The 17,105-nt window shown below is 68.7% G+C and carries 14 protein-coding genes and 1 pseudogene; 8 read left to right on the forward strand and 7 right to left on the reverse strand.

The features are described from left to right. The first annotated feature begins 9 nt into the window (after window positions 1-9). The gene (locus ACZ7L6_RS40365) at window positions 10-2,367 is read left to right on the forward strand and encodes an AAA family ATPase (protein WP_471932981.1); all 2,358 of its coding nucleotides are present in this window, start codon (window positions 10-12) and stop codon (window positions 2,365-2,367) included. On the opposite strand, the gene ACZ7L6_RS40370 is transcribed toward ACZ7L6_RS40365, so the two are convergent. From ACZ7L6_RS40370 to ACZ7L6_RS40390, 5 genes and pseudogenes are all read right to left on the reverse strand, one after another. Continuing rightward, on the reverse strand, window positions 2,345-2,947 hold the full coding sequence (locus ACZ7L6_RS40370; RefSeq protein WP_471932982.1) for a hypothetical protein: 603 nt from the start codon (window positions 2,945-2,947) through the stop codon (window positions 2,345-2,347). The genes ACZ7L6_RS40365 and ACZ7L6_RS40370 overlap by 23 nt on opposite strands. Before the next feature lie 76 nt (window positions 2,948-3,023). Further along, on the reverse strand, window positions 3,024-4,079 hold the full coding sequence (locus ACZ7L6_RS40375) for an AAA family ATPase (RefSeq protein ID WP_471932984.1): 1,056 nt from the start codon (window positions 4,077-4,079) through the stop codon (window positions 3,024-3,026). After that, window positions 4,079-6,463, reverse strand: coding sequence for an integrase (locus ACZ7L6_RS40380; RefSeq protein WP_471932985.1), 2,385 nt, complete (start codon window positions 6,461-6,463; stop codon window positions 4,079-4,081). Before ACZ7L6_RS40380 ends, ACZ7L6_RS40375 begins: the two co-directional genes overlap by 1 nt. Further along, the gene (locus ACZ7L6_RS40385; RefSeq protein ID WP_471932987.1) at window positions 6,460-7,110 is read right to left on the reverse strand and encodes a TnsA-like heteromeric transposase endonuclease subunit; all 651 of its coding nucleotides are present in this window, start codon (window positions 7,108-7,110) and stop codon (window positions 6,460-6,462) included. Before ACZ7L6_RS40385 ends, ACZ7L6_RS40380 begins: the two co-directional genes overlap by 4 nt. Window positions 7,111-7,360: 250 nt before the next feature. Further along, window positions 7,361-7,447, reverse strand: a pseudogene (locus ACZ7L6_RS40390) (IS21-like element helper ATPase IstB); the annotation flags it as partial. A 138-nt stretch (window positions 7,448-7,585) separates the two neighbouring features. On the opposite strand from ACZ7L6_RS40390, the gene ACZ7L6_RS40395 reads away from it, so the two are divergent. Genes ACZ7L6_RS40395 through ACZ7L6_RS40405 form a run of 3 tightly spaced genes read left to right on the forward strand, consistent with a single transcriptional unit; the run spans window position 7,586 to window position 11,017 of the window. Next, entirely contained in the window at window positions 7,586-8,185 is a 600-nt protein-coding gene (locus ACZ7L6_RS40395) for a helix-turn-helix domain-containing protein (protein ID WP_471932989.1), read from the forward strand. Between the two features lie 22 nt (window positions 8,186-8,207). Further along, entirely contained in the window at window positions 8,208-10,298 is a 2,091-nt protein-coding gene (locus ACZ7L6_RS40400) for a hypothetical protein (protein ID WP_471932991.1), read from the forward strand. Continuing rightward, the gene (locus ACZ7L6_RS40405) at window positions 10,298-11,017 is read left to right on the forward strand and encodes a helix-turn-helix domain containing protein (RefSeq protein ID WP_471932993.1); all 720 of its coding nucleotides are present in this window, start codon (window positions 10,298-10,300) and stop codon (window positions 11,015-11,017) included. Before ACZ7L6_RS40400 ends, ACZ7L6_RS40405 begins: the two co-directional genes overlap by 1 nt. A 36-nt stretch (window positions 11,018-11,053) precedes the next feature. Here the strand turns inward: ACZ7L6_RS40405 and ACZ7L6_RS40410 are convergent, their stop codons facing one another. Together ACZ7L6_RS40410 and ACZ7L6_RS40415 are read right to left on the reverse strand one after the other, a co-directional pair. Continuing rightward, entirely contained in the window at window positions 11,054-11,680 is a 627-nt protein-coding gene (locus ACZ7L6_RS40410) for a hypothetical protein (protein WP_471932995.1), read from the reverse strand. A gap of 194 nt (window positions 11,681-11,874) precedes the next feature. Continuing rightward, on the reverse strand, window positions 11,875-12,675 hold the full coding sequence (locus tag ACZ7L6_RS40415) for a hypothetical protein (RefSeq protein WP_471932997.1): 801 nt from the start codon (window positions 12,673-12,675) through the stop codon (window positions 11,875-11,877). Window positions 12,676-13,112: 437 nt separating this feature from the next. Here ACZ7L6_RS40415 and ACZ7L6_RS40420 point away from each other — a divergent pair, with 437 nt between their 5' ends. From ACZ7L6_RS40420 to ACZ7L6_RS40435, 4 genes are all read left to right on the forward strand, one after another. Next, entirely contained in the window at window positions 13,113-13,376 is a 264-nt protein-coding gene (locus tag ACZ7L6_RS40420; RefSeq protein WP_471932999.1) for a helix-turn-helix domain-containing protein, read from the forward strand. Between the two features lie 169 nt (window positions 13,377-13,545). Next, window positions 13,546-14,388 carry a DUF6083 domain-containing protein gene (locus tag ACZ7L6_RS40425; RefSeq protein WP_471933001.1) on the forward strand — a complete coding sequence of 281 codons (843 nt, stop codon included), beginning with the start codon at window positions 13,546-13,548 and terminating at the stop codon, window positions 14,386-14,388. Further along, window positions 14,385-14,867 (forward strand): hypothetical protein, encoded by a 483-nt coding sequence (locus ACZ7L6_RS40430; RefSeq protein WP_471933003.1) that lies wholly within the window; start codon window positions 14,385-14,387, stop codon window positions 14,865-14,867. Before ACZ7L6_RS40425 ends, ACZ7L6_RS40430 begins: the two co-directional genes overlap by 4 nt. Then, window positions 14,864-16,312 carry a UvrD-helicase domain-containing protein gene (locus tag ACZ7L6_RS40435; RefSeq protein WP_471933005.1) on the forward strand — a complete coding sequence of 483 codons (1,449 nt, stop codon included), beginning with the start codon at window positions 14,864-14,866 and terminating at the stop codon, window positions 16,310-16,312. Before ACZ7L6_RS40430 ends, ACZ7L6_RS40435 begins: the two co-directional genes overlap by 4 nt. Window positions 16,313-17,105: the final 793 nt, after the last annotated feature.

Below are 17,105 nucleotides of genomic sequence, written 5' to 3' on the forward strand. Positions count from 1 at the left end.
GGGGCCGCCATGTTCATTTCCGCTGTCTACATCCGCTTCTTCCGCTCGTTCAACTTCGACTACCTCCGCAAGGCCAGCGACACCTTCGACCCGGACCCCTGGGACGTCCTGGACAGTGACGACCTCAAATACCCGTTCGTCAAGGTGCCCATCGAGGAAGGCGTCACTACCGTCGTCGGCGCCAACGAATCCGGCAAAAGCCAGCTCCTGGCCGCCATCCAGCGCGCGCTGACCGGACGGCACATCGAACGAGGCGACTTCTGCCGCTACTCGCAGTTCTTCGCGGTGAACAAGTCCATGGCTTACCCCGACTTCGGCCTGCGGTTCGATCACCTGCAGCCCAGCGAGCGCGACGCTGTGCTCCAGGCCTGCGGGAGGGAAGACGGCGACGACTTCGACAGGTTCCTGATGTTCCGCATCGGCGCGGGCCAGCCCGTTGTCTACCTGCCCGAGGACAGCGGCTGGAGCGAGTACCCCGTCGAGGACAGCGGGCCGTTGGAGGACATCCTGCCACGCTGGTTCGAGATAGACGCCCACACCGCGCTGCCCCAGAGCGTGCCCGTTGAGCATCTGGCCGGTCGGCAGAGCACCCTGCGAACCAGGTCCCGCACCGCCCGACGCACCTTCTTCCGGGCGATATTCGACAACGCCGACTCCTTCACCACCGCCGAGCAACTCGCCACGGCTGTGCCGAACCTGACGTCGGCGTTCTCCACCGCGAACCAACCCGACGAGGATCACGACAAACAACTCGCCTTGGCCGACCAGCTCCTGCTGAAGGTCGCGAAGATCGACCGCACGGCGTTCCAGGAACTCCTCATGGCCGTCGAGGAGGGCAAGGAGGGCTTTGCCAACGGGATCGTCGAGCGCATGAACCGGCAGCTGGCCCAGTCGCTGAACTTCCCCAAGTGGTGGACCCAGGACAACCAGTTCCAGCTTCAGATGACCCTGCGCGACCAAGACCTCGTCTTCACCATCAAGGACCGTACCGGCACCGAGTACTCAGCCGACGAACGTAGCCACGGACTGAAGTACTTCCTCAGCTACTTCATCCAGTACCTGGCCCACGAGCCCTCCGCGTCCGGACAGGGCGAGGTGCTGCTGATGGACGAGCCCGACGCCTACCTCTCCGGCAGCGGTCAGCAAGACCTGCTGCGCATCTTCGAAGACTTCGCCTACCCGGCCGACCCCGACCGACTGTCCTGCCAGGTCGTGTACGTGACGCACTCACCCTTCCTCATCGACAAAAACCACGGCGAACGCATTCGGGTCCTCGAAAAGGGAGAAGGTGACGAAGGCACCCGCGTCGTTCGCAACGCCTCCCGCAACCACTACGAGCCGCTGAGATCAGCCTTCGGCAGCTTCGTCGGAGAGACGACCTTCATCAGCAACTGCAATCTCATGTGCGAGGGGATGTCCGACCAGATCCTGCTGGCCGGCATGTCGGCACGGCTGCGCCGCCTGAAGACGTCCCAACTGGAGCACCTCGACCTCAACACGCTCACCCTCGTTCCGGCGGGCTCCGCACCCCACGTCCCCTACCTCGTGTATCTCGCGCGAGGACGCGACGTCGACCGGCCAGCCGTCATCGTCCTCCTCGACGGTGACCGCTCTGGTGACGACGCACGCAAGAAACTACGCCGCGGTCCCCACGGAAAACCGCTGATCGACGACGACTTCGTGCTGCAGCTCAACGAGCTGCCCGCCCAGCACCTCACCAGTCCTCGCCCGCACGGCGTGGTGGCCATCGAGGACCTCATCCCCTTGGAGGTCGGGGTCGCCGCGGTCAAGCGCTACGCCACCGTCTTCCTTCCCCCAGACGACGCCGAGAAGCTCAGCGACCTGCAGGCGGGCGATGTGGTGTTCGACGGTGACGAGGGCACCCATGACGCGCTGGAAAACGCCGCCGCGCGCAAGCTGGACGGATTCCACCTGGACAAGGTGGGCCTCGCCAGAAACATCCTCGACGTCCTCACCCACGAGGAGGACGCCCTTGCCGACGCCATCACCGACCTGGATCGTAATTTCCGCACCCTGTTCAGCCAACTCGGCAGCCGACAGCGCAAGGCCCTGCGCGAAATCGCAACCGAGCGCACCACATCCAAGCTCAAGCGGCTCAGGAGCTCCTTCCTCCAGGACCACCCCACCGGCGCGACACGCGAGCAAGCCATCCTGCTACTCGAAGACATCGACGCCGCGCTCGACAACTCCCTGGAAGCCGAGGATCTCAAAAGCCAACTCCGTACGGTGCGTCACACCTTCACTCTCGATGAGGAGCCACGCGACCTGATCGGCGACTTCGACGCTTTCAAGGAGGCCCTGCAGAAGCTGGCGTACCGGCCCGTCAACGCGGCGCAAGAGCCGTGACCGGCGGCGGCGTTGAGGCGGCGGCCAGGCGTTCGTACTCCGCTGTGGTTTCCTCCCGCGGCTTGGCGCGCGACTGCAGGACGGCGGCGGTGTAGTCGGGCCGCCCTTGCTGGAGTCGGCGGATGGACTCCTTTGAGGAGGACCAGCATCCGGCATGGACCTGTTCCACGAGGGTGGCCGGCAGGCGCAGGGACAGGCTTTCGGGGTAACTGTTGCCGATGGCACCGGGCAGAAGCCCCATGGGCATCTCCTCCCAGTCCACGCCGGTCCAGGAGCGGTCCCAGCCTCGGCCCCGGAGTTCCTGGCGGATCCCGAAGGCAATGAGAAGATCCCTCTGGCCCAGGAGATCGCCGCGGCTGCGCAGGACATGCAGGGCTTGGCGCTGGTCGGCCCGCAGGCTGTCCCGCTCCGCGGGTGTCAGCACCTTCAGTTGCGCCCGATGGTGTGCCTTCAGGTGCTGCGTCCAAGCCTGGTGTCGTTCCAGGCCGCTCGTCAGGGCGAGGCGGGTGCCCAGCAGGACTCGGACGGTCACCTTCGTCACACCGGTGTCCTCGTCCTCTCCGACATCGTCGTACTCCACGGCGGTTCTTCCTTGATAGGCGGACTGTGAACAGTGCCCGCGCCCTGGCTTTGTGCCCGGGTGGTTTCGAGCGGTGTCAGATGGTGCGGCTGCGGCCGATGGCCAGGGATTCAAGCAGTTCCTCGGTGATGCGCTCCTTCTTGGTCCAGATCGCTTTCTGGGCGCCTTGGCTGACCAGCTGGGAAAGGGCCCGCAGGTAGCCCTTGCTGCGACGGTGCAGGTACTCGTGCAGGCTGGTCAGGTCGTCCGGCTGGTGGTGGTACAGGCACAGGTTCTTGTCGAACTTGCGGACGATCTTCGCGAACAGCTTGCGGCCGTCCTCGTCGTAGCCGATCCGGCTGGTGCGCAAGCTCGCGTAGTCGCCCCAGATCTCCTCGTTGTCGGCCAGGGCAGTCTCCCGGTCACGGGTGAGGGGGTCGACGATGGAACGGGCGGCTCGTCCGGCGAAGACGAAGGTGGCGCCGGTGCTTTCACTGATGTCTTCCAGGTAGGTGAACGTCTCTTCGGCGTCTGCGCCGGCCCGTAGCTGTTCGATGCCGTCGATCAGGATCAGCAGGGTGGAGCTGGTGCGCATTACATGGCAGATGGAGCGGGTGGCCTCGGTGCCGCCGTCGTGTTTGAGGCCGAGGAACGAGGCGAAGGCGGCTGGCCAGTTCCGCCGCCCGCCGCGGGACAGCGGCGGCACCCTCAGAGCGATCACCGGGATGCGGTTCTCGTCCGGCTCGTACAGGCGGGCGATCTTGTTTTCGTAGTGGCGGCCGATGTACTGCAGGATCTCGGTCTTGCCGGTGCCACGTGGGCCCTCGATGATGACGCCGGTCTTGCCGTGCTCCCTTTCCCGGTTGGACAGCAGGTGTTCGTGGACGGTGAGCAGGGCCTTGCCGATGGCGGGCGTGGGAATGGTCGGCATCAGGGCGTGATAACGCAGCCGCAGGTCGTTGTCGGCGACCTTCGTGCCGGTCGGCGGGCTGTCCGCCAGGTCTGGCCGGGTGCGGTCCAGCGCGGCGAAGGTGCGCCAGTTGGTCAGGGTGTTGAGCCACAGCGGCCGGGGTGGGGTGAAGACCGGTGTGGGGGCGGGGGAGTCGACCAGCAGACGGATGTCGTCGTCCTGGATGTCCGGCAGCTCCATCATCACGCGTCCTCCTGTGGGGGATCGGCTTCTGGGAGGTCCAGCAGCAGGCGCGCAGCGGCGTCAAGGCCGTCCTCCAGGTCGTCCAGGCTTGCCAGGAGCCAGGTGGCGTCGGCCTCGGCACGGCCAGGACCGTCCTCACCGGCCGCAGGGCCCAGGCCGGCCTCTTCCGGGAGGGAGGGGGCGTCGGGGGCGTACAGGCTCTGCTCGTCGAGTTCCATCACCGTCAGCGGCCCCAGCGCGTCCAGGTCGAGCTTGTCCGCGCCGGCGAACGGATCGAAGCTGCCTGGCTCGGCCGGCCCGAGTGCGGGTGCCAGCCCGGGCATGGGCCCCCAGCCGTCGGGCACGCTCACCACGCCGGATTCGTCCGGGCCCCGACCGGCCCGCTCCAGCAGCTCGGCCAGAACCTGGGCGATGTTCTCGTCGTCCTCGTGACGGCCGCCGCGCGCCACGTGCTCCGCGGTGGCCGTCTCCCACAGGTGCTGCGTCCAGGGCGCGCCGATGAGGTGCTGGTGCTTGAACACTGCGGTGATCCACTTGCCGGACCGGTGGTCCCTCAGCCATACCTGCTCTGGGGTGTAGGGGTTGTAGCGCAGCTCCCACCCGTCGCGCTTCTTGCCCTTCAGCCCGGATGGCGTGTTGCGGATCCCCTCGCCGAGTTCTCCCTTGTAGTTCTCATAGGTGCGGTATTTGAACCGGATCCCTTCATCGCGCACGCCGACCCAGGCGGTGGGCAGCAGCTCCAGGTAGTCCTCGGCGCCCAGCGGGATCGGCAGGTAACCGGCGGCCTGCACGCTCGCGGCGTACATCTGGTTCGGCGTCAGCGGCGGCAGGTTCGGCTCGTAGGGGCTGCGCAGCTCCTCGTGCGGCCGGTTCTGCCAGCCGACCGCGATCCACTGCTGCAGCAGGTCGTCCAGTTCCTGCAGCGTCCACAGCCGATCGGGATCGATTTCCTTGCCGCGCCGGCTGAAGTCCCGCCCGGTATAGGAGTTGACGTGCTGGCTGAACAGCGACTTGATCGACTCAAAGGTCCGCTCGACCATCGCCTTGTCAGTCGGCGTGCGCTTGCGCGCCGGGCGCACCGAGATACCGAGGTAGGAGCACGCGTCGAAGAAGGTCTGCCCGGCGAAAACCGTACCGTGGTCGATCACAATCGTCTCCGGCATGATCACCGGCCGGGCCGCGGCGTGCTCCATCCGCGCGTCGACTTCAAGCAACTCCTCATACGGCAGGTCCGAACGGGCCGCGGACGCGGCCGCATCGAAGCCGGGCCGCATCGGTGCGGGCACCATGCACAGCGCCAGCAGCAGGGAGGCATCCACCGCCTTGGTGGCCCGGCCCACGCTGGTGGTGGTGCTGAGCAAGGCCCTGGTCTGCTGCCGAGTCCTCCTGCGCCTTTTGAGGGTCTTGGCCCGCAGCACAGCCGCGATGATGCTGCGCGTGTGCACATCGAAGGCCGCCGTCAGCTCCACCTGCGTGGGGCGCCCGTCATCGCCCAGCACCTTCACGTCCAGCGCCGTGGAATCGACCTGCACGAGCTCACCCGGCGCCGTAGCGGTGGTCACCCCGAACGGCGGCGCCGGACGGTTGAGGCGGTCCCTGCGACTGCGGGTGGGATCCCGCAGCTTCATCGCATCGATCCCCAGCCGCCTCAGCAACGCATACAGCGTCGGGTCAGCCGGCACCTTCACCCCGGCACCCAGCACCACCCTCGCCGCCCGCCGCAGATCCTTGAACAGCGTGCGCGCGTCAGTGGCAGCCTGCTCCCTCGCCTGGCGCTCGTGCAACGCCAGCAGCAGGTCCACAACCCGCCCGTCAGTACGCCCGTGCAGACTGCTCTTACGGGTGCACCGCTTGTCGACCAGCCCCCAGATGTCGTCCTTCCTGAAGGCCAGCCGCTTGCGCTGGACCGTCTTCCACGACACCTTCCAGTCCAGCACGGCGCTCATTTCGGCGGCCTTGCGCTGATAACGCTCGACCAGCGTGAACCGGGCCGGGTCGTAGCCGTCGCGCGGCTTGCTACCCTCCTCGGCACCAGGCAGCAGACCCGTGTCGACCTCGATGACATGACGCCGCCAGATCCGCGCATCCCGGGCACACTCGGCGCTGACGCCCTCCAACATGGCCCAGTCCGGAAATGGATCAGCCGGCAGCGGCAGCCCCGTCTCGTCGAGCACAGCGAAGTCGGTGGCAGCAGCCAGGAACTGAATGCCCACCGCGACCGGCGGCGTTGCACTGCCCGGCGCGGGCACCAGATGCACCGACATGCCCGACAGTGCCGACACGGTGTAGGTGTTGCCCATCCACCTCAGCCGGTCGCCGGGCGCCACAATGCCGCGCGGCGCCACTCCGGTCGCCTGCGGCCGTTGCATAAGCACCTCGGTCATGCCGCGTCCGCCTCCACCGGACGGCGCATCGCCGACGGCATGCGGCCCGATACACCGATCACGCTGGCGGGCTCCATCGCCCGGTTCCACTCCATGGCCAGCTCCTGCCGCCACAGCAGGTGATACAGGCGCGGCAGCGTCGACAGCCGCGGCAGCCCGGTGGCCCGTATCCCCTCCTGCAGGGGACGCGGCGTGCGGAAGGCGGCCTTCAAGGCCTGCTCGACCTCACGGTCACCGAACCGCGGATGCCGGTAGCGGGAGACCCACCGCAGATTCGCCAGCGCCATCGGCGTGGGAATCCGCGGCATGCCCAGCTCCCAGCCCGCCTCCTGGCAGGCCTGGCGCAGCACCTGCTGCTGGCCCTGCCAACGCGGACTAGGCCCGCTCACCGGGGGACAGACCACGACGACCGTGGCCCCCTGGCGAGTGCGGACGAAGAAGTCCGGCACCACACTGCGCTCGCGGCCCTGTGCCCGCCATTTGATCTTCGCCGGCCAGGCGGTGTATCCGTGACCGATGGATCGAAGTCCAGCAGCATGGCGACCGCCAGCACATGCATCGACCGGCAGCCCACATGCTTGCCTGTCGTGGCCGCCCACCACCAGGTGGCAATGCTGCGCTGAGAGGGATGCCGCACCGGCCGCCACACCTCGCCGCGGCTCGTCAGCGGGACAGCCCCCGCCTGCGCCGCCGAAACCGTGATGCTCCTGCTGCCGTCCTCGACCCGGTGGACAACCTCCAACGCGTCAGACACCCTGCCTGCCTCCCCTTGCACCGGGCCCGCGGACACCGGCCGCGCCGCCGCCGAGCAGGCCAATCACCTTTGCCAGTAGGGGAGTTAACCCTAGAGGCAGGTGAGGGCTCAGTGATCAGGATTGCGCCATCCTGCGGCAGCAGTACCCATTCACAGGACGCGAGGGTGTGGATCACGCCCGGGTCGATGTTCTGGTTGGCGTCGAAATCGAACTGCCGCAGAGACTTCTTGGAAGAGCAGCGTCGGCAGCCGGCGGATCGGTCCAGCGCATTCCTGCCCGCAGGTTCGGAGTTTGACGTCCTGTCACGCGCCCAGTAAATTACATGCCAAATCAGATATCGGATCAGGGATGAGGGGGGTGGTTGAGGGTGTTGCTGACGACCGGGCAGGCCGCGGCGGAGCTCGGATGCGCGATCACCACCTTCCGGCGGCTCATCTCTGCCGGCCTGCTGCCGGGCCTGTCCCGCCGCGGCGTGCGCGTCATGATCCCGCTCGAAGTGGTCCAGGCCCTGCAGGACCGTAAGCAGGCGCCGATCGATCAACTTCCGGGCAGGGAAATCGCCGTCCTGCGGGTCGACACAGCCCGCAGGACCGATGAACCGGAGCGCTCCTGGCTCGGATTCGCCGCCTCCCTTCCACCTGAGGATCTACTCAAGGCGCTGCGCGGCTGGTGGCGGTGCGACGCGGCGAGTGTCGCGGCCGGGGGAGTCCTGCCGGTTACGTTGTCCGGCTATGTGGTGGCGGTACTGACCGGGCTCGAGAGGTGGGAGAGGAACACAGAGGGCCGTCATGCTTTCCCCGACGCCCGCCTGGCCGGCTACGTCAACGACCTGACCACCCCCCACATCTCGATCACCTCCACCCGCAACGGCGACCGCCAGCTCGCCGAGCTGCTGCTGGGCACCCGGCTCGCCTCCCACTCGGGCGGCGCCATCGCCTACGTCACCACCCACACCACCGCCCGCTGAACGTCCGGACAAGGAACGCCCGATGGACGCAAAGAGCTACAACGCCGCGCTGGCCGATCTGCGCGCTGTGCGGGACCAGATCAAGAAGGCCCGGGCCGCGCTGGCGAAGCAGGAAGCGGACCGGGACAAGCGGATCGTGCAGTTGGCCGCCCATGAGAAGGCGACGGCACAGCGGATTGCCCCCGCAGCCGGTCTGAGTGTGGCCGACGTCGTCGCACTCGTCCCGGGACTGGCCCCCGACAGCCTTGCCGTCGACGACCCCCAACCGCAGGCACCAGAGCCATCCGCAGCCCCCGGGGCGGACATCGTCGGATCCACACCCGCCCCGCCCCAGCACGCAGCAGCCGCTCCCACAATGACCCCCGCGCCCGCACGCCCCGACCCGGCCGAAGCCACTGCCCCAGGGCAGGCTGCAGCCTCCGAGACGCCGCGGGACCTGCCCTCCATTCCCGAGGGCACCCACGGGGACAGCTGGTTTGCTCACACCTCCGGACTTGCCTCCACCCGGCCCAACTTCACCCAGCAGGCCCGCTCCACCGTCTTCCTGGACACCACCACCGGCGTCCTGGTCCACCGCAACCAGACACACCACCTCGACCTCGCCGACAGGTCAGCCGCGGACATCCTCACGGCTGTCTTCCACGCGGTCCCCGAAGGCGTGGAACGGATCTACATCACCGCTGGCGACCCCTGGCACCGCGACACCGGCCGCTACCCCTACCTGCGCGACGCCGTCGCCGCCTGGCTGAACGCCCCCACCCCCGGCTGGCGCACCGACACCGGCCGCGGCGGCGACCGGATGGCCGGACACTTCGTCCACGCCCGCAACCCCGTCGGCCGCTACCAGCGCGACAACAGCGAACAGCACGTGGAGATCCGCTCGGTGGGGGAGTGGTTCGACGTCGACGGCGACGACCCCGCAACGGTCCGCGACGCATTCGTGCTGCTATGGCAGGCCCTGCGCCGCCACTGGAGCGATGCCGTCGTCATGGGCTCGCCCTCACAGACCGGCCGCGACCTGTGGACCCGCACCATCCCGCAGCGTGGCCAGTACGCCGACGGTTTCCCCGTGCTGTCCGAAGAGCTGCGCGGCCTGCTGCACGCCACCGCAGGCCAGGGCCGCAACGAACTCATCACCCCGCCCCGGGTGAAGGATCAGCTGCCCCAACTCGTGGAGTACGACCGGACCTTCGCCTACGCCAAGCACACCTGGAAGTCCCCGGTCGGCACCCCTCGCCGCATCACCGCCCACACCTTCTCCACCTGGTCGGAAAAGGAGCAGATGCGCGCCCTGTACGGGTGCGGGCACTGGCAGGTCCGCGTGACGGTCCCCGACACCTGGAATCATGTCGGTCTCCTCCCGGCGCCCGCCCCCGGAGACCGCGCCTGGCACTACCCGGCCGCCCCCGGCACCACCTTCACCACCTGGGCCGGCGGACCCGAAATCCACACCGCCCTGACCAACCCCATCCATCCGTGGAAGATCGAGATCCTCGACGGCATTCTGTGGGACGACGGCAAACCCCTCGACGACTGGGCCAAGAAACTCAAGGAGACCTGGGCCAACCTCTCCGCCCAGGCCCACTTCCAGGGCGACGCCCAGCAAGCCCGGGCCGCCCACCTCGCCTCCCGCGCGGTGCGCTCCATCCTCCTGTACGGCATCGGCGCGTTCGCCCAGCGCCCCCGCATGGTCACCGGCACCACACCCCGAAACTTGGAACGCGACGTACCGCCAGATGCCGAAATCATCGGCTTCGACGACGAACTGATCACCTGGCAGAAGCCCACCGGCTTCGCCCGCGACCCCAACGCCCACCCCGAATGGGCCGCCGCGATCTGGTCCGGCGCCCGCGCCGCCTTGCTCACCCAGCGCCACCGCGACGACGACACCTACGCAGGAGCCCTGCACACCGAACCCGGCACCGTGGTCGCCTTCCGCACCGACGCCCTCTACCTCACCCAACCCCAAGCCTGGCCCTACCACCACCAGCCCGGCGACTACCTCCTACGCGGCCACCTCATCGGCCCCCTCACTGCCCCCACCACCGAAGAAGAACTCCTCAGCCTGAGGGATACCGGACGCGCGGCCCTCACCGCTGAGCGGGAGGCTTGATGCCACCCCGACGCCGCAACCAGTCAGGACAACACAGAGAGTTGAACGAAGCGGCGCAGTTGGCCGACCGGCTCCAGCAGGCCGGCTACACCAAACGCGACATCGCCCGCATCATCAACCGCGACCCGTCCCTGGTCTCGCAGTTCTACACCAAGCACAAGGGTGCCGCCTTCGTCCCTGCCCTCCGGCAGGTCCTGGCCGCCGTCGAGACCGGCGGCATTACCGATCTGCCCGAACTCGCCGCCATCGCCGCCCGCCACACCCACCGGCGCACCACTGCCTCCGGTGCCCGCGCCCGGGTCCGCACCAAGGCCGTCCTGATCACCCCGACCGGATCCGGCACCGGCCGCGTCAGCGCCCAGGCCATCGCCTCCGGCTCCGCCCGCCTGCGTCCCCTGATCGCGGAAGCCGCCCGCCTGGGACTGCGCCTGGCCTTCACCGTCCGCCTCGCCAAGACCGGCTACGTGCACCCCTCCGGCAGCCGCAGTGACTCACCCGGGATCCGGCGCGAGGTCATCCAGCGGGCAGACCACACCGAGGAACGCTCCTACGGATCCGCGCAGACCGGCGGCTTCGACGCCGCCGACTTCGCCCGCCGCGTCGATGCCGCAGGCGGTGATGTCACCGCCGCCGTACACCAGTGGCTGGTCGAGACCGGACGCATCCGCCCGGACGCCCAGATCATCCACCTCGAGGTCCGCACCTGGCGCCCCCGCTGACCGAACCGAAGGCAACTGCCCCTTCACGCGGAGCTGTCAGCGTTCAGTCTCGGCGTGCTGTGCCTCGGCCTCAGGAGCAGTTGCTGACTTGGGAGCGGTGTAGAAGACGGACCTTCCTTGCTTGGTGCGCTCCGCCTGGCTCTTGGCCACGAGCCCTTCGAGCGTGACCCGCACGACCTTGTCCGCGAACTGGCGCTCGGGGTGGGCCTGGCCGAGCGCGGCAGAGATCTCCGCAGCCGAGCGCGGTTCCTTCAGCTCCAAGAGGTGGCGACGGATGAGCTCGACCAGAGTCGGCTGAGCCGCCTTAGCGGCATCCGCCGGTTTGGCAAGGGGCTTCTTGGCTGCTGCCTTCTTCGGTGCGGCGGTGGACTTCGGGACCTTTCGCTTCCCGCCGCGCGCGGTGCCGGTCTTCTGACGGGGCGAGGGGACCGCGGCGCTCTCGGCCTCTGCTTCGGGCTGGGCCGGCGCCTGGGTGATACCGAGCGCCTGCTGCACGTTCACCAGCACCGTGTGGTCGTGCTGCACCGCGGCCAGCTGCTCTTGCAGGGAGGCGATCTCCGCGGTGATACGTTCCTGCTCTTTCACATTGCGTTCGAGGTCGCCGGTCACCTGGGCGACGTAGTGGGATGTCAGTTCGGTGGCGGGAGCCGTTGTCTCGGGCATGGGGCTGGCCTTCCTCGGCGGTTGAACGTCCTGCGGGGCTGCACCACATTGAAGTGAAGGCCCTCTTGGGCGAGGTCTAGGCGGCCCGGCAGGAAGTGCTGCAAGTGCCGCAAGATGCCTCGGTGTACAGATGGTACGGACAAACAGTGCTGGTTGTTCGTGTCAGGTCGTGTCTTCTTACTCTTGAGACAGTCTCACAATTTTGATGCCTGGTGTCGGCGGGGCAGTACGGCGATACGTGACTGGGCCTGCGGCTGGGGCAGTTGCCAGACCACCTCGTCGGTCTCCCGATTGTGCTGCCATGTCTGCAGAGTGCGTGTGGCTACCAGTCGGTCGAGGAGGTCGACGGTCTGCGGAGGGGAGTGCCCGCACAGGCGGGTGAGGGTGTCCATGTCGGTGCTGTGTTCCGTGCGGGCACTGGTGTGTGCTGCCAGCGCGAGGGCCGTCAGCCGCAGTGCGGGCGCTGCGGCCGGCAGGATCAACGGCGTGGGCCGCAGTGCCCAGTCGGCGGCGCGGCAGCGGGCGCGACGGCCGGGTGCCTGGTCCAACACCGCGGCATCGAGCAGCCGCACCTGTGTGGGCAGCGCACGGAAGTCCGGCAGCGCAAGCCAGTCGGCATGGGCCAGCTCCAGCCACAACTCTCGGTTCCCGTGCAGGCGCATCCCCCGCAACAGGCCTGCGGACAGCCGGACATGACCGCAGACGTCCGTACGCAGCGCGCACTGCAGGGCCAGCAGCCGGGCCGCGGGGGAAGTGAACCGAGGCAGCGCGGCGCCGAGGTAGGTGAGCATCTCCCGCACCCGCACCCGTTCCTGAAGACCGGCCTCGAATCGGTGCGCGGGCGCAGGCGGACAGGGGGAGACGGGCGGCCGGCTGGAGCCGGACAGGGTGTCGGGTACGACGGCGGTGTTGCTGGTCGCCGCGGCGCAGGCCGCGCAGGTGTCGGCCAGCCGCCAGGTACGGCCGCTGCGATCGCGGGTGAGGGCGAGTAGCACCGGCCCTGCGCAGCCGCGGTGACGCGGATGCCACCGGCAGCCCCGCGCCTGGCACTGGCAGCTGCGCAGATGGGCAGGCAGCGCGTCGGCGCGGGCGTGACAGGCGAGATGGGCCAGGACGGCCGACCGTGCGGAGGGTCCCGGGAGCGAAGACGTATGGGCGGTGCAGGTGGGGCAGACGAGTGCGGGGCCGCCCGGTCGCGGACGCAGTTCCACTGTCCAGATGCGTCGCACTGCTGCGTACGTGCCGGCGAGCCTCATGGGCTGCTCGTCCTCCCGCGTGTCCGTGCCCGAGGTGGTCGGTGACCCGGCGGCAGAAGCCGGGCAGACGCACGGTAGTGCAGAGTCCTGCACCTTGATCGGGCGTTCTAACTCTCAGACAAATAGTGCAGATATCTGCACTGACAGGGCAGGTCTCTGCACCGTCGGATGGTGGAGTGACGATCTTGCCGCCCGACCCCGACCTCACCGCGCTGAGTGTGAACCTCGCGCGCCTGAGGGTCGAACGCGGCTGGACCTTCGATGAACTCGCAGGCCGTAGCGGCCTGGCCCGGCGCACCCTCATCGACCTCGAACACGGCCACACCGCCGGCACCGTCACCACCTGGCACGCCCTCGCCCACGCCTTCGACGTGCCCATCGAGCACCTCCTCGGTGCCCTCTGCGACGACCACACGCCACCCGGCACACAGGGCTCCTGACGCCTCGGCACTCTCGCCCGGGCAATCAGGCAGATCACCCGATCCGGCGAGCAGACATCGAACGCAATATCGTCTATAAGGTCGCCTGTTCGGTGGCCTTGCGCTGATCAGGGGACCCGAGCCCTACCGCGTTGCGTAGCGCCGTGTGCCAGCTGGCACGGTCCCGGCCATGTGCTCCACGCCCACCCCCGCCGGCCAGCACTGGGACGGCAGCCCCTGCCCCCTGCACCTGGCAGGCGCCAGCCCCAGCCGCCTGCTGCGCGCCGGCCACAGCAGCCGCTGCCGCCAGTGCGGCAACCGCATCGACCTCTACCAGCGCGCCGACCAGCGGCCCATCGCCCTGCACCCCACCGAACTGGCCATGCCGCAGGTTCCCGAACCCTGCCGCTGGCACCTGGCCGGCGGCATCGCCTACCCGCACGGCGACGGCAGACCCTGGTGCCGCATCCCGCACGCCGTGCTCTGCCCACGCCGCACCCCTCTGTGCCGGAACAGCCCCTACCTCGAAGCGCTCCGCCGCCAGCTCGCCGTCCGCACCCGCCGCCTGACCGACGCCGGTGCCTTCACCTCCGACCCGACTCTCACCAACGCACCGGCCACAGGCGCCGACAACCCCACCCGTCCTGTCGTGCAGATGCTGCTGTGCCGCTACCTCGCCGCGAGCCCGGTCGAACACCTCCGCTGCGTCGCCCAGACCCGCCACCGCCACCGCTGCACCTACCCGGTCCTCGCCCCCACCGCACCAGCTGGCATCTGGAAACTGCTGCCCAGCGGATCCCGCCGCGGACAACTCGCCCTGCCCGACGTCCTGATGGCCGTCTACGACCTCGGTCACCTCCCCTACAGCGAACAACTGCGCTGGCGCGCCCAGCGCTGCCCGCAACACGCCGTCACTCCCGGCGCCGCCGACCTCACCCTGGCCGGATGGCAGCCCTTACACCCCCTCGCGCATGCGGCACACATCCGTCCCAACGCGCCCCACCATGAAACCCGCCGGGGCGGAGGTCGGTGACCATGCCTCACCACGCCCTGGAAATCATGCTGACCCGGCCACTGACGACGTACGAACTCCGCCATGCCGCCACCGCCTGGCCACTCGCCGCCAGCCACGACGCCACCCGCCTCATGGCACTCGCGAGCGCCAAGACCCCCGAACGCGCCATCCATCGTCTGCGTCGACGCCTCACCAGCCAGCTGCCCATCGATGTGATCACCACCCATTACCCGGACGCGTACGGCCACATGCTGCTCAACGTCGCCCTCCCACCCGACATCCACACCGCCCTCCAACGCGACGCCAGCCGCGCGGGCCTGACCCCCGAACGCTCCCTGGGAGAAGCCCTCCACCGAGATCTGGCCGAACATGCCGACCGCGAGGCCGACCGGCTCGCCCACGCCGTGCGCCAGCTCCTCGCCGGGACCACTCCCGCCCACCTGCTGGCCGCTGTCGGGCACGCCCTCACCCGCTCCCTGAAAGGACCCGCGCTGTGAACCCGACCGACGAACAGACAGCAGCCGCTGACGCCTTCCAGTCAGGCGACCACCTCGCCCTGCAGGCAGGCGCCGGCACCGGAAAAACCACCACCCTCACCCTGCTCGCCCACGCCACCACCCGCCGCGGCCGCTACCTCGCCTACAACCGCGCCATCGCCCAGGACGCACGCACCCGCTTCCCGGCCACCGTCCAGTGCAAGACCGCCCACGCACTCGCCTACGCAGCCATCGGCCACCGCTACGCCCGCCGCCTGAACGCACCCCGCCGCCCGGCCTGGCAGACCGGACAGGCCCTCGGCATCACCAAAGCCCTCCGCATCGGAGACCGCGAAGTCACCCCAAAAGCGCTCTCCAACGCCACCCTGCGCACCGTCACCCGCTTCTGCCACACCGCCGACGAGGCCATCACCCGCCATCACGTCCCACGCCTGCGCGGCCTGGACGACACCGAACTCCACGCCCAACTCGCCGCCCACATCGTGCCGTTCGCACGCAAAGCCTGGGCCGACCTGCAGCACCCGGAAGACATCCGCTACGACCACGACCACTACCTCAAGGCCTGGGCCCTCACCCAGCCGCGCATCCAGGCCGACTTCCTGCTCCTGGACGAGGCCCAGGACACCAACCCCGTCGTCGAACAGATCTTCCTCGCCCAACGCGATCACGCCCAGCTGGTCATGGTCGGCGACTCCGCCCAGGCCATCTACCAATGGCGCGGCGCCAAAGACGTCATGACCGGCTTCGACGGCACCCAGCTGACCCTGTCCCAGTCCTTCCGCTTCGGCCCCGACCTCGCCGTGGAAGCCAACCGCTGGCTGCACCTCGCCGACGCCCCGATCCGCCTGACCGGCACCCCTGCCGTGCCCACCGAACTCGGCCCCGTCACCCAGCCGGACGCCGTGCTGTGCCGCACCAACGTCGGCGCCATGGCCCAGGTCATGACCCTCATGGCGGCCGGCTACCGGGTCGCCTTGGCCGGGGGAGGAGGCAGCCTGCAGGCCTTGGCTCTCGCTGCCCGTGACCTCAAGGAAGGCCGCCGCACCCACCACCCCGAACTCATCCTCTTCCCCTGCTGGAGCGATCTGCAGGACTACGCCGCCCACGACCCGGCCGGCCGCGACCTGCAGCCCCTGGTCAACCTCGTCGACACCCACGGCACCGACGCCATCCTCGCCGCAGTCGCCCAACTTGCCCCCGAGCCGCACGCCCAGGTCACCGTCTCCACCGCCCACAAGGCCAAGGGACGCGAATGGCCCCGCGTCCTCATTGCCGACGACTTCGCCCGCCCCAAGGACAACACAGGCGACCAGACAGACACCACACCACCGCCTGACCCCATCGATGACGCCGAAGCCCGGCTGGCCTACGTCGCCGTCACCCGCACCCGCCAGCGCCTTGACCTGGGAGGCCTGTCCTGGATCCAGGACCATCCGATGGGTTGACCGTATAGGCGAAGGTCGTTCGCGGAAGGCTTGTTCCAACGCGAAGCTTCCGGCTTGAACTGTGCGGAGACGCCTACGTGGTCGGCTGGCAGGGCGGCCTGCGGCAGGCGAACTCGCCGACCCCCCCCTTGGTGGAATTGCCGCGCAGCCGTGATGGGTGGGACGGCGCACAGCCGCCGCTGCCGCGCTGGCTCCGTCCACCCGTACCGCCCACGCCAGAGCCCCAGATCGGGGCGGGTTACAGCACCGGTCGTTTGGCGTCGCGAGCTTTCCTGGGCGAATGCGGACAAGCTGACCACTACGCAGATCGAGATTCTCAAGCCGATCAATCGGTGGCTGCGCGACACCGATGGGGACGAGGACCGGCGCGGTGTCGTCCCCCGTGCGCGAGCGCTCCCTGGAGATCTTCGGTGATGAGAGGCGCCTTGACGCTCCTCGACGCTGCCCCGCCCGGCACTGTGTTCGTGCGACGAAGATGGCTGCGACGCCTTCCCCGCTCGCGGCGTCCTCACTGATGGGCTGCTGACGGCCTTTTCCGCTAGTGCGGACCCAACTTGAGGAAACAGGCAGAAGAGAAGGCCTCACCGGTCCCTGTTAGCCAGGGTTCGAGGTGAGGCCTTGCTCGAAGGCGAGGGCGTGGTGTTAGCCCAATGGTTGGCCGTGCCAGGCCTGGTAGATGGCGGCTGCTGTTGTGAGAATGGTCCCGATGACCGGTGTCCATAGTCGTGTTGTCCTGCCCCAACGCCGCCTGCGTCGTGTGACAGTGTTCTCGCCGGGCTGTCGTTGTTTCTGG

It is taken from the genome of Streptomyces sp. NPDC107522 (assembly GCF_055657525.1).

What these genes read in the sequence shown, in the direction of transcription:
- ACZ7L6_RS40365 (WP_471932981.1), top strand. Translation starts at nt 10, where the DNA reads ATGTTCATTTCCGCTGTCTACATCCGCTTCTTCCGCTCGTTCAACTTC.
- ACZ7L6_RS40375 (WP_471932984.1), bottom strand. Translation starts at nt 4,079, where the DNA reads ATGATGGAGCTGCCGGACATCCAGGACGACGACATCCGTCTGCTGGTC.
- ACZ7L6_RS40380 (WP_471932985.1), bottom strand. Translation starts at nt 6,463, where the DNA reads ATGACCGAGGTGCTTATGCAACGGCCGCAGGCGACCGGAGTGGCGCCG.
- ACZ7L6_RS40400 (WP_471932991.1), top strand. Translation starts at nt 8,208, where the DNA reads ATGGACGCAAAGAGCTACAACGCCGCGCTGGCCGATCTGCGCGCTGTG.
- ACZ7L6_RS40405 (WP_471932993.1), top strand. Translation starts at nt 10,298, where the DNA reads ATGCCACCCCGACGCCGCAACCAGTCAGGACAACACAGAGAGTTGAAC.
- ACZ7L6_RS40410 (WP_471932995.1), bottom strand. Translation starts at nt 11,680, where the DNA reads ATGCCCGAGACAACGGCTCCCGCCACCGAACTGACATCCCACTACGTC.
- ACZ7L6_RS40425 (WP_471933001.1), top strand. Translation starts at nt 13,546, where the DNA reads ATGTGCTCCACGCCCACCCCCGCCGGCCAGCACTGGGACGGCAGCCCC.